The 11,878-nt window shown below is 50.0% G+C and carries 4 protein-coding genes, 17 tRNA genes and 3 rRNA genes; 22 read left to right on the forward strand and 2 right to left on the reverse strand.

The window, feature by feature from the left end; translation table 11 throughout:
• Positions 1 to 264 precede the first annotated feature (264 nt).
• The 20 genes from NLBNIHML_RS19080 (at position 265) to NLBNIHML_RS19175 (ending at position 7,054) form a co-directional block, all read left to right on the forward strand.
• Positions 265 to 1,816 (forward strand): 16S ribosomal RNA (locus NLBNIHML_RS19080).
• 342 nt (positions 1,817 to 2,158) lie between these two features.
• Positions 2,159 to 5,085, forward strand: a 23S ribosomal RNA gene (locus NLBNIHML_RS19085).
• A 76-nt stretch (positions 5,086 to 5,161) separates the two neighbouring features.
• Positions 5,162 to 5,278 (forward strand): 5S ribosomal RNA (rrf, locus tag NLBNIHML_RS19090).
• The 16S, 23S and 5S rRNA genes sit together here with 17 tRNA genes alongside, the layout of an rRNA operon.
• Positions 5,279 to 5,337: 59 nt before the next feature.
• Positions 5,338 to 5,411, forward strand: a tRNA-Ile gene (locus NLBNIHML_RS19095).
• A 32-nt stretch (positions 5,412 to 5,443) separates the two neighbouring features.
• Positions 5,444 to 5,519, forward strand: a tRNA-Ala gene (locus tag NLBNIHML_RS19100).
• 1 nt (position 5,520) lies between these two features.
• Positions 5,521 to 5,596 (forward strand) — tRNA-Asn (locus NLBNIHML_RS19105).
• Positions 5,597 to 5,599: 3 nt separating this feature from the next.
• A tRNA-Ser gene (locus tag NLBNIHML_RS19110) sits at positions 5,600 to 5,691 on the forward strand.
• A 17-nt stretch (positions 5,692 to 5,708) separates the two neighbouring features.
• A tRNA-Glu gene (locus tag NLBNIHML_RS19115) sits at positions 5,709 to 5,780 on the forward strand.
• 122 nt (positions 5,781 to 5,902) lie between these two features.
• Positions 5,903 to 5,978, forward strand: a tRNA-Val gene (locus NLBNIHML_RS19120).
• A gap of 17 nt (positions 5,979 to 5,995) precedes the next feature.
• Positions 5,996 to 6,069 (forward strand) — tRNA-Met (locus NLBNIHML_RS19125).
• Positions 6,070 to 6,094: 25 nt separating this feature from the next.
• Positions 6,095 to 6,172 (forward strand) — tRNA-Asp (locus NLBNIHML_RS19130).
• A 22-nt stretch (positions 6,173 to 6,194) separates the two neighbouring features.
• Positions 6,195 to 6,270, forward strand: a tRNA-Thr gene (locus NLBNIHML_RS19135).
• A gap of 97 nt (positions 6,271 to 6,367) precedes the next feature.
• Positions 6,368 to 6,443: transfer RNA gene (locus tag NLBNIHML_RS19140), tRNA-His, on the forward strand.
• Between the two features lie 12 nt (positions 6,444 to 6,455).
• Positions 6,456 to 6,530, forward strand: a tRNA-Gln gene (locus NLBNIHML_RS19145).
• Positions 6,531 to 6,542: 12 nt separating this feature from the next.
• Positions 6,543 to 6,618 (forward strand) — tRNA-Lys (locus NLBNIHML_RS19150).
• 9 nt (positions 6,619 to 6,627) lie between these two features.
• Positions 6,628 to 6,715 (forward strand) — tRNA-Leu (locus NLBNIHML_RS19155).
• A gap of 8 nt (positions 6,716 to 6,723) precedes the next feature.
• Positions 6,724 to 6,798 (forward strand) — tRNA-Gly (locus tag NLBNIHML_RS19160).
• 5 nt (positions 6,799 to 6,803) lie between these two features.
• A tRNA-Arg gene (locus NLBNIHML_RS19165) sits at positions 6,804 to 6,880 on the forward strand.
• Between the two features lie 16 nt (positions 6,881 to 6,896).
• Positions 6,897 to 6,970: transfer RNA gene (locus NLBNIHML_RS19170), tRNA-Pro, on the forward strand.
• A gap of 13 nt (positions 6,971 to 6,983) precedes the next feature.
• Positions 6,984 to 7,054: transfer RNA gene (locus NLBNIHML_RS19175), tRNA-Gly, on the forward strand.
• A gap of 203 nt (positions 7,055 to 7,257) precedes the next feature.
• On the opposite strand, the gene NLBNIHML_RS19180 is transcribed toward NLBNIHML_RS19175, so the two are convergent.
• Positions 7,258 to 8,118 carry a hypothetical protein gene (locus NLBNIHML_RS19180; RefSeq protein WP_494352525.1) on the reverse strand — a complete coding sequence of 287 codons (861 nt, stop codon included), beginning with the start codon at positions 8,116 to 8,118 and terminating at the stop codon, positions 7,258 to 7,260.
• A gap of 128 nt (positions 8,119 to 8,246) precedes the next feature.
• Positions 8,247 to 9,173, reverse strand: a complete 927-nt coding sequence (locus NLBNIHML_RS19185; RefSeq protein ID WP_472475063.1) for a LysR family transcriptional regulator — start codon at positions 9,171 to 9,173, stop codon at positions 8,247 to 8,249.
• 424 nt (positions 9,174 to 9,597) lie between these two features.
• Here NLBNIHML_RS19185 and NLBNIHML_RS19190 point away from each other — a divergent pair, with 424 nt between their 5' ends.
• Both NLBNIHML_RS19190 and NLBNIHML_RS19195 read left to right on the forward strand, forming a co-directional pair.
• The gene (locus NLBNIHML_RS19190) at positions 9,598 to 10,614 is read left to right on the forward strand and encodes an ABC transporter ATP-binding protein (protein ID WP_339304678.1); all 1,017 of its coding nucleotides are present in this window, start codon (positions 9,598 to 9,600) and stop codon (positions 10,612 to 10,614) included.
• A gap of 80 nt (positions 10,615 to 10,694) precedes the next feature.
• Positions 10,695 to 11,768 carry an ABC transporter substrate-binding protein gene (locus tag NLBNIHML_RS19195; protein ID WP_339239156.1) on the forward strand — a complete coding sequence of 358 codons (1,074 nt, stop codon included), beginning with the start codon at positions 10,695 to 10,697 and terminating at the stop codon, positions 11,766 to 11,768.
• Positions 11,769 to 11,878: the final 110 nt, after the last annotated feature.

Genomic DNA, 11,878 nt, shown 5'->3' on the forward strand with positions numbered 1-11,878 from the left:
GAATGAAATAAGCTTCGAAAGAAACTTAAAAAAAGAGCTTGCAAAGTTGGTTCGGACATGATATTATATAAGAGTTGCTGAAGAGAACGACATTCGGTAACGAAACAAGTTTGATCTTTGAAAACTGAACAACGAGTGAGTAAACATTCTGCTTGCAGAATGAACGCGAAAGTTTGAGACAAGCCTTGGCTTGGATCGACTGGAGCACAATTGAGATTTTAATCTCGTCAGATTCAAAATGAGCTTATCGCTCTTTTCAATATTTTATTGGAGAGTTTGATCCTGGCTCAGGACGAACGCTGGCGGCATGCCTAATACATGCAAGTCGAGCGGAGTTGATAAGAAGCTTGCTTCTTTGAAACTTAGCGGCGGACGGGTGAGTAACACGTAGGCAACCTGCCCTCAAGTTTGGGACAACTACCGGAAACGGTAGCTAATACCGAATAGTTGTTTTCTTCGCCTGAAGGAAACTGGAAAGACGGAGCAATCTGTCACTTGGGGATGGGCCTGCGGCGCATTAGCTAGTTGGTGGGGTAACGGCTCACCAAGGCGACGATGCGTAGCCGACCTGAGAGGGTGATCGGCCACACTGGGACTGAGACACGGCCCAGACTCCTACGGGAGGCAGCAGTAGGGAATCTTCCGCAATGGGCGAAAGCCTGACGGAGCAATGCCGCGTGAGTGATGAAGGTTTTCGGATCGTAAAGCTCTGTTGCCAGGGAAGAACGCTTGGGAGAGTAACTGCTCTCAAGGTGACGGTACCTGAGAAGAAAGCCCCGGCTAACTACGTGCCAGCAGCCGCGGTAATACGTAGGGGGCAAGCGTTGTCCGGAATTATTGGGCGTAAAGCGCGCGCAGGCGGTCATTTAAGTCTGGTGTTTAATCCCGGGGCTCAACCCCGGATCGCACTGGAAACTGGGTGACTTGAGTGCAGAAGAGGAGAGTGGAATTCCACGTGTAGCGGTGAAATGCGTAGATATGTGGAGGAACACCAGTGGCGAAGGCGACTCTCTGGGCTGTAACTGACGCTGAGGCGCGAAAGCGTGGGGAGCAAACAGGATTAGATACCCTGGTAGTCCACGCCGTAAACGATGAGTGCTAGGTGTTAGGGGTTTCGATACCCTTGGTGCCGAAGTTAACACATTAAGCACTCCGCCTGGGGAGTACGGTCGCAAGACTGAAACTCAAAGGAATTGACGGGGACCCGCACAAGCAGTGGAGTATGTGGTTTAATTCGAAGCAACGCGAAGAACCTTACCAGGTCTTGACATCCCTCTGACCGGTACAGAGATGTACCTTTCCTTCGGGACAGAGGAGACAGGTGGTGCATGGTTGTCGTCAGCTCGTGTCGTGAGATGTTGGGTTAAGTCCCGCAACGAGCGCAACCCTTGATCTTAGTTGCCAGCACTTCGGGTGGGCACTCTAAGGTGACTGCCGGTGACAAACCGGAGGAAGGTGGGGATGACGTCAAATCATCATGCCCCTTATGACCTGGGCTACACACGTACTACAATGGCCGGTACAACGGGCTGTGAAGCCGCGAGGTGGAACGAATCCTAAAAAGCCGGTCTCAGTTCGGATTGCAGGCTGCAACTCGCCTGCATGAAGTCGGAATTGCTAGTAATCGCGGATCAGCATGCCGCGGTGAATACGTTCCCGGGTCTTGTACACACCGCCCGTCACACCACGAGAGTTTATAACACCCGAAGTCGGTGGGGTAACCGCAAGGAGCCAGCCGCCGAAGGTGGGATAGATGATTGGGGTGAAGTCGTAACAAGGTAGCCGTATCGGAAGGTGCGGCTGGATCACCTCCTTTCTATGGAGAATCGTTTCCCGCGTGGAAACATTCAAATACAAGTCTTCAGGAAGCATGCTTCCGAAGCGAGCTTTACTTCGTAAAGCTTTTAACTCACTCGTTGCTCAGTTTTGAGAGCTCAAACTCTCAAACAGCTTGCTTTTGCATGGAGCTTGTTCTTTGAAAACTAGATATCGAAACGAAAGTAAATGCGAATTAGAACATTCCTTTTTAGCTGAACTTGTGTATAACAAGTTTCAATAAAAACGGTAGATTGCATGAGCGAGTGATCGAAATGGAACGACTTTTGGCTTTGGACGCAGTCCAAAACAAGCGGAGTGACAGCTCGAACACGAGCGATATGGTTAAGCTACTAAGAGCACACGGAGGATGCCTAGGCGCTAGGAGCCGATGAAGGACGTGGCGAACAACGAAACTGCCTCGGGGAGCTGTAAGCAAGCTTTGATCCGGGGGTGTCCGAATGGGGAAACCCAGCTGGGGTAATTTCCAGTTACTTACAACTGAATACATAGGTTGTGTAGAGGCATACCAGGGGAACTGAAACATCTAAGTACCCTGAGGAAGAGAAAACAATAGTGATTCCGTCAGTAGCGGCGAGCGAACGCGGAGAAGCCCAAACCAAGGAGCTTGCTCTTTGGGGTTGTGGGACGTCTCACATGGAGTTACAAAGGAACCGGTTAAGCGAAGAGGTCTGGAAAGGCCCGCCAAAGAAGGTAAAAGCCCTGTAATTGAAAGTCTGTTCCCTCCGAGACGGATCCCGAGTAGTGCGGGGCACGTGAAACCCCGTATGAATCCGGCAGGACCATCTGCCAAGGCTAAATACTTCCTAGCGACCGATAGTGAAGCAGTACCGTGAGGGAAAGGTGAAAAGCACCCCGGAAGGGGAGTGAAATAGAACCTGAAACCGTGTGCTTACAAAAAGTCAGAGCCCGTTTTAGGGGTGATGGCGTGCCTTTTGTAGAATGAACCGGCGAGTTACGTTCCCGTGCAAGGTTAAGGTGAAGAGCCGGAGCCGCAGCGAAAGCGAGTCTGAATAGGGCGATGTAGTACGTGGACGTAGACCCGAAACCGGGTGATCTACCCCTGTCCAGGGTGAAGGTGCGGTAACACGCACTGGAGGCCCGAACCCACGCACGTTGAAAAGTGCGGGGATGAGGTGGGGGTAGCGGAGAAATTCCAATCGAACTCGGAGATAGCTGGTTCTCCCCGAAATAGCTTTAGGGCTAGCCTCGGAAAACAGAGTCGTGGAGGTAGAGCACTGATTGGGTGCGGGGCCCGCAAGGGTTACCAAGCTCAGTCAAACTCCGAATGCCATAGACTTACTTCCGGGAGTCAGACAGTGAGTGCTAAGATCCATTGTCAAAAGGGAAACAGCCCAGACCATCAGCTAAGGTCCCCAAGTGTGTGTTAAGTGGGAAAGGATGTGGAGTTGCACAGACAACCAGGATGTTGGCTTAGAAGCAGCCACCATTGAAAGAGTGCGTAATAGCTCACTGGTCGAGTGACTCTGCGCCGAAAATGTAACGGGGCTAAACACACCACCGAAGCTATGGCTTGATGCTTGCATCAGGGGTAGGGGAGCGTTGTATAAGGGTTGAAGGTGTACCGTAAGGAGCGCTGGACATTATACAAGTGAGAATGCCGGTATGAGTAACGAAAAGATCAGTGAGAATCTGATCCGCCGAAAGCCTAAGGGTTCCTGAGGAAGGCTCGTCCGCTCAGGGTAAGTCGGGACCTAAGGCGAGGCCGAAAGGCGTAGTCGAAGGACAACAGGTCGAAATTCCTGTACCACCGTAAGCCGTTATGAGCAATGGGGGGACGCAGTAGGGTAGTGACGCGGACTGATGGATGTCCGTCTAAGCAGTGAGGCTGATGTGTAGGCAAATCCGCACATCATAAGGCTGAGCTGTGATGGGGAGCGAAAATTGTAGTAGCGAAGGTCATGATCTCACACTGCCAAGAAAAGCCTCTAGCCAGGTGAAGGTGCCCGTACCGCAAACCGACACAGGTAGGCGAGAAGAGTATTCTAAGGCGCGCGGAAGAACTCTCGTTAAGGAACTCGGCAAAATGACCCCGTAACTTCGGGAGAAGGGGTGCCCCGGTAGTGTGAATAGCACGAGGGGGCCGCAGTGAAAAGGCCCAAGCGACTGTTTAGCAAAAACACAGGTCTGTGCGAAGCCGTAAGGCGAAGTATACGGGCTGACGCCTGCCCGGTGCTGGAAGGTTAAGGGGAGTGGTTAGGGAGCAATCCCGAAGCTGTGAACCGAAGCCCCAGTAAACGGCGGCCGTAACTATAACGGTCCTAAGGTAGCGAAATTCCTTGTCAGGTAAATTCTGACCCGCACGAATGGCGTAACGACTTGGGCGCTGTCTCAACGAGAGATCCGGTGAAATTTTAATACCTGTGAAGATGCAGGTTACCCGCGACAAGACGGAAAGACCCCATGGAGCTTTACTGCAGCTTGATATTGAATTTGGGTACGATCTGTACAGGATAGGTGGGAGCCTTTGAAGCGTGAGCGCCAGCTTGCGTGGAGGCAACGTTGGGATACCACCCTGATCGTATCTAGGTTCTAACCTGGTACCGTAATCCGGTGCGGGGACAGTGTCAGGTGGGCAGTTTGACTGGGGCGGTCGCCTCCTAAAGAGTAACGGAGGCGCCCAAAGGTTCCCTCAGAATGGTTGGAAATCATTCGAAGAGTGCAAAGGCATAAGGGAGCTTGACTGCGAGACCTACAAGTCGAGCAGGGACGAAAGTCGGGCTTAGTGATCCGGTGGTACCGCATGGAAGGGCCATCGCTCAACGGATAAAAGCTACCCTGGGGATAACAGGCTTATCTCCCCCAAGAGTCCACATCGACGGGGAGGTTTGGCACCTCGATGTCGGCTCATCGCATCCTGGGGCTGAAGTAGGTCCCAAGGGTTGGGCTGTTCGCCCATTAAAGCGGTACGCGAGCTGGGTTCAGAACGTCGTGAGACAGTTCGGTCCCTATCTGTCGTGGGCGTAGGAAATTTGAGAGGAGCTGTCCTTAGTACGAGAGGACCGGGATGGACGTACCGCTGGTGTACCAGTTGTTCCGCCAGGAGCACCGCTGGGTAGCTATGTACGGACGGGATAAACGCTGAAAGCATCTAAGCGTGAAGCCCCCCTCAAGATGAGATTTCCCAGTATGTAAGACCCCTTGAAGACGACGAGGTAGATAGGCTGGGGGTGGAAGTGCAGCAATGCATGGAGCTGACCAGTACTAATCGGTCGAGGGCTTATCCAAATATGCAAGTTGTAATTCGCATGTTTCGTTTCGAATCTAGTTTTCAGAGAACGATCTCTGAAATGTAAGCTATGCGTTTGGTGGCGATGGCGGAGGGGTTCCACACGTACCCATCCCGAACACGACCGTTAAGCCCTCTAGCGCCGATGGTACTTGGACCGCAGGGTCCTGGGAGAGTAGGACGCCGCCAAGCGATTTCCCTTTGGGGTATTTTTTTTGCCCCCCTTGTCAAGGAATAAGGGATATATATTAGGGCCCTTAGCTCAGTTGGTTAGAGCGCACCTCTGATAAGGGTGAGGCCGGTGGTTCGAGTCCACCAGGGCCCATAGCAAGACCACAACAAAAAAAACCAGAGTATGGGGCCATAGCTCAGCTGGGAGAGCGCCTGCCTTGCAAGCAGGAGGTCAGCGGTTCGATCCCGCTTGGCTCCACCATTCCCTGATAGCTCAGTTGGTAGAGCACTCGACTGTTAATCGAGTTGTCACAGGTTCGAGCCCTGTTCGGGGAGCCATATGGAGAGGTGTCCGAGCTGGCCGAAGGAGCACGATTGGAAATCGTGTAGGCGTCACAAGCGTCTCGAGGGTTCGAATCCCTCTCTCTCCGCCAGATAATTTTTTTAGCAAGGCCCGTTGGTCAAGGGGTTAAGACACCTCCCTTTCACGGAGGTAACAGGGGTTCGAATCCCCTACGGGTCATAGCAATACCTATTGCTTTAACAAGGGATGAGAATCCCAAAGGTTCGTCGGAGGATATACCTCGTGAGCAGCTGCTTCGCAGTCTCGAACGAAGTGAGAGTATCCCCTACGGGTCATATTATGGAGGCTTAGCTCAGCTGGGAGAGCATCTGCCTTACAAGCAGAGGGTCGGGGGTTCGATCCCCTCAGCCTCCACCATATTATCTTTTTAACGACGCGGGGTGGAGCAGCCCGGTAGCTCGTCGGGCTCATAACCCGAAGGCCGCAGGTTCAAATCCTGCCCCCGCAATTCACTTTCCTTGAGAAAGTATTATGGAACCGTGGTGTAGTTGGCCTAACATGCCTGCCTGTCACGCAGGAGATCGCGGGTTCGAATCCCGTCGGTTCCGCCATTTTTAATTAAATATACACCATGCCGGTGTAGCTCAACTGGTAGAGCAACTGACTTGTAATCAGTAGGTTGGGGGTTCAAGTCCTCTCGCCGGCACCATTTTTAGTACTTACATCTGAATTTGTAATTGAATGTATATTATAGATGCAGTTGTTAATACTAAGATACTCTTAGTGGATGAATGGCTTACTCTATGGCGATCGTGGCGAAGTGGTTAACGCACCGGTTTGTGGATCCGGCATTCGGGGGTTCAATTCCCCTCGATCGCCCCATGATTTTTTTAATGGGGATTAGCCAAGCGGTAAGGCAACGGACTTTGACTCCGTCATGCATAGGTTCAAATCCTATATCCCCAGCCATTTCATTATTTTGAGTCATTAGCTCAGTTGGTAGAGCACCTGACTTTTAATCAGGGTGTCGAAGGTTCGAGCCCTTCATGACTCACCATTATATTTTGCGGTCGTGGCGGAATTGGCAGACGCGCACGGTTCAGGTCCGTGTGGGCTAACCCCCCGTGGAGGTTCGAGTCCTCTCGACCGCACCATATGTTTTGCGGAAGTGGCTCAGCGGTAGAGCATCGCCTTGCCAAGGCGAGGGTCGCGGGTTCGATTCCCGTCTTCCGCTCCATATTTGCGCCCTTAGCTCAGCTGGATAGAGCGTTTGACTACGAATCAAAAGGCCGGGAGTTCGAATCTCTCAGGGCGCGCCATTATTTTCATAAGTATCGGGATGTAGCTCAGCTTGGTAGAGCACCTGGTTTGGGACCAGGGGGTCGCATGTTCAAATCGTGTCATCCCGATTTTTTTTATTATGCGGGTGTAGTTCAATGGTAGAACTTTAGCCTTCCAAGCTAATAGCGTGGGTTCGATTCCCATCACCCGCTTCCTAGATATATTGAAAGAGCCCTTGCTTATTGCAGGGGCTCTTTTTGTATTAGTCATTTACACTCTTAATTAGTGAACTCTAAATTAGCTTACTGTATAAGTATCTTAATTCACTTAATTCAAGGAACGACAAAAGCTCCGCTTTCTACGATGAACGCAGGAAGAGGAGCTTGTGATGTTTCATTAGTACGATGACGAATAATTAGTATCTTTCAAGAATCGTCTGTGTCTTCAAGCCATCGGCCGGAATCAGCCAGTTGTTGTTCTCCAGCAATTGCAGCAGTTGGGTACGCAGCCCCGATACGGCTACAGCATCATCGGTTTTGAAAGAGACCTCTACGATATTTTCAGTACCTGTACCTGCTGCATTACGGATCGGCCATACTTCGAGTGTAAGTTCTTGACCATTCCATGTACCTTCATAACGTTGGAATGTGATCGGGCCATATGCACGGGATTGCGTCAGCTGCTGCTTGCCCCAGTTGGAGGCAGACCAGTTTTTCAATTTGCCAGGGAGCTTGTCCAGTAACATGTTCAAGGCTTCTTGCTCTGAAGGAAGTTGAACACCTGTTGCGTTGGTATCGACCTTTTTCGTGTTGGAGAAGCTTAGTGTTTGTTTGCCATATCCCCAATCGATCTCAGCCTCGTAATTATCATCCGATTTATCGAATCCTTCTTGGTTAGCCAATGTCAGCGCTGCGTTGATATCACCATTGATGACAGGGTATCGTTTTTTGTAGGTCAGTTCGTAGTTGTTTTTATCATCCTTCTTGCGAAAACGAACATTCCATCCTTGCTCATCCAGTCCGAGCGCATTGGTGTCAAAGTACTCTACGTTAATGTTTCTTGGCGTGGAACTCAGGCCGAGGGTCTGAATGACTTCACTGCGTGGTGTCCCATCTGTATTCAATACGAGTTCCGGCTTGGCTAGAAACTTTACTTCATAAGCAGGAACAGCATTGGCAGCAGCTGAAGCCTGGGGTGCTCCCAGAAACGTCAATCCACTTCCCAATGTTACGATGCTCAGCATGAATGAGGCAGTTACCTTTTTCCACTTTTTCAAAACCAATCACTCTCCTAATCTGGATTAACGTACAGCTCCCACTTTATCGTCCGAGTATCTGAACGCGATTAACGGGGAACGCACATTGCGTTAACCCTGCATAGATTTGATGAATGGCAAACGATAGTTTATAGAGGATCAGGGGAATTCGCTATGGAAACAGGGAAGCCGTAGCTCACCTCTCGCAGCACTTCTTTGAAGCGATTTACTTGAACTGAAGGATGGCGGTCCTTGTTATGTACGGTATATATATGGCGCGGTGCCTGCTCTCCCGGAATGGGAAGAACCTGAATGAGCCCGTGCTGCTCCTCCCACTGTACTGCCATTCGTGACATGAACGAGACATGCCCCCCAATTAACACAAGCTGTTTGATGGCTTCCAGGGAATCCATCTCCACCGTACTCCTCAAACGAATGTCATGTTGCGCGAGCCATTGGTTGGTTAGTCGCCGAGTACTGGATTCGTTGCCATGTAGGGCAAATGGGATCTGAGCAATATGCTCAGGCGTCAATGGTTCCTTCTGGGCCAACCCATGCTGTGGAGAGCAGATTAATACCAAGTCATCCTCACATAACGTCTCAGCTTGCAGCGCGGGTCCGACAAACGGCTCAGAAGAGATCACCCCCAGATCAATCTGATGCCGAATTAACATCTCGCGAATAACGGGTGATGGTTTGACGGATAAGACGATACGAATGCCAGGGAATTCTTGAGAAAAGGTATTGAGTATAGCGGGCAGCAGATATGTAGCTGGTACATAGCTTGCCCCAATGTGCAGAGTGCCCCGATATAGACTGTCATATTCTTTTACTACCCGCCTTGCCTCTTGGGTCAGGGCATTGATTTTGACGGAATAGTGGAGCAGGGCTTGTCCGGCCTCGGTTAGAAAGGTCTTCCCACTGCGCGATTCGAATAATCGCACGCCCATCTCTTCCTCCAATGACTTCATATGAAATGTAACGGTTGGTTGTTTGATCCCCAGTAACTCTGCCACGCTTGTCATGTGATGATGCTTATCGATTAGTTCAACAATTTGCAGTTTGATCAGATTCAATGTCCCAACACTCCTCTCACTTCTACTAACCCCAATATATAAGATGATCTAATGTTTTTCATAAAGACGGAGAGTACAGAACCAATCTGAAGAAGCGAAGCCAAAAGCTTTCTGGAAGAAAGCTACTTCGGAAGCATATGCTTCGCCTTTATCCCCGGATTTCTCCCTTCATAAAGGGAATATAAGAAATCTGGGGATAACAGCGATCGGAAGATGGTGCTGTAATCGAAGCGAAAACATGAAAATTAATTTAGTTCACCTACTATAGATTTAATCTATGAACATCAACAGAATTCATCTAAAAAGTTAATTCCAATTTTACATACAAGACATACAACTCGCGAAAGCGGACGTTAGACTGAGAACAGTGCAAGAGATGAAGTAACAAAAGAGATCAAGTAACAGAAGACAGGCAGGGATGCTTATGAAATTAGAGATAACGGGAATTCAGAAATCATTTAATCAAACACCCGCACTGCTGCCGACAGATCTAACGCTTGAACATGGCAAGTTCACGACACTGCTTGGCCCATCAGGCTGTGGCAAAACAACACTACTCCGCATGTTGGCCGGGCTGGAACAGCCGGATGCGGGGGAGATACGTGCAGATGGTGAGTATATCTACTCTGCGGCGAAGCGGATTGATATACCAACACACAAGCGTAATCTGGGCATGGTGTTTCAGGATTTTGCATTATGGCCGCATATGACCGTATATGAAAATGTAGCGTTTGGCCTGAAGGCCGGAAAACAGAAATTCGATCTGCGGCAAAAGGTGAATGAAGCCCTTGGCATGGTTCGCCTGCAAGGCATGGAAGATCGATATCCTCATCAGCTGTCTGGTGGACAGCAGCAACGGGTTGCTTTTGCCAGAGCCGTAGCCGTCAGACCTGGTGTGATCCTGTTCGATGAGCCACTAAGTGCACTGGATGCTGTACTTCGGGAAGAGATGCGGATTGAGATGATGTCCTTAGTACGGGATATGGGACTGACTGCGCTGTACGTCACACATGATCAGATTGAAGCGATGTCGATGTCGGATGAGATTGTGGTGATGCAGAAGGGGCGGATATTGCAAAAAGGAAGCCCGGAAACGATCTACTCGGCGCCAAGTGATCCGTATGTCGCTTCGTTTATCGGAAAGTCCAACTGGCTCACGCCTAATCAATCGATGGTGCGTCCAGAGCATGTCACCTGGAACAAAACAGGTCATGACGATCTGTGTTATCCGGGAACTGTACTCAGCGTCAGCTATGTAGGTGAACGCTATGAAGTGCGGGTGCAGATGGAAGGGCTCGGCGTATGGACAGCCTATATGAACCAAAGAGTACGCGTAGGCGAGAAGGCTCAGCTCTATGTTGCTCCCGAGTGGATATGCCGCATGGATGGACAGGATGTCGAAACAGTGAATCACCGTGAAGTGATCGCAGCAGCTAATTAGGGATGAATTGATGTGTGAATGCAATCAAAAGCACTACAGGTTGAACAACTTAATCAGGAAACCAGGGGAGATGGATGAATATGTTGGGGATGAAAACACGGAAAAAGAGTGCAATGCTGTTATTAACTGCGGTAATGAGTATCAGTTTGTTCGGATGTAGTACGGGTAACACAACCACAGGCAATGCGGCACAACCCGCGGGTGAAGGAAACACAGCAGCGGCGGCGGAAACAACGAAACCGGCTGGCGGCAAGTTGGTATTGTACAGTGCTGGCCCACAGAAACTGGCCGATAACATCGTGAGTGGATTTACAGACAAAACAGGGATCGAAGTTGAAATGTTCCAGGGAACAACAGGCAAAATTCTGGCTCGTATGGAAGCTGAGAAATCCAATCCGGTAGCAGACGTTGTAATCCTGGCCTCCTTGCCTTCAGCACAGGCTTTGAAAGCCGATGGTTTGACGATGCCTTACCCCGAAGCAGCCAATGCGGACAAGCTGAACAAGGACTGGTCGGATGCAGAAGGCAACTATTTTAGCAGCAGTGCTTCCGCACTGGGTATTGTGTATAACACCAAACTGGTATCTACCCCGCCAACAAGTTGGGCAGATCTTGCTACGCCTGCGTGGAAAGATGCCGTAAACATTCCCGACCCTACATTATCAGGCTCAGCACTCGACTTCATCACAGGATACCTGAGTGCGAATGGTGAAAAAGGATGGGATCTGCTGAGTGCTTACAAAGCCAATGGAGTAGCGATGGCAGGAGCCAATCAGGAGGCACTTGATCCCGTTATTACAGGTGCCAAAAGCATCGTAGCCGCAGGTGTGGACTACATGGCGTATTCCTCCAAGGCAAAAGGTGAACCACTGGATATCGTATATCCGGAAGAAGGCACGGTAATCAGCCCAAGACCGGCAGCAATTCTAAAATCCAGTCCGAATGTAGAGAATGCCAAAGCGTTCATTGACTACTTGTTGTCTGACGAAGCACAGAAGCTTGTTACAGATGCTTATCTAATCCCGGGCCGCGAAGATATTGAAGCGACTAACCGTGCCAATGTGAAGGATATCCCACAACTTAAAGTGGATTGGAACTGGATGAGCGAACATGGCGAAGAGACAGCAGCACGTTTTTCCGAGACGTTTAAATAAGAGTACTTTTGCATAAATCCAAAGAACGTCTTTCAATAAGTAAGGTATAGATCGAAATACTTCATTCTATTCGTCTAAATCATACCTGCTGTCTGTGGAAAGTCATGTGA

This window comes from Paenibacillus sp. JNU01 (genome assembly GCF_059130585.1).

Excerpts from the sequence above, each read along its gene's own strand:
- NLBNIHML_RS19190 (WP_339304678.1), top strand. The coding sequence starts at position 9,598 with ATGAAATTAGAGATAACGGGAATTCAGAAATCATTTAATCAAACACCC.
- NLBNIHML_RS19195 (WP_339239156.1), top strand. The coding sequence starts at position 10,695 with ATGTTGGGGATGAAAACACGGAAAAAGAGTGCAATGCTGTTATTAACT.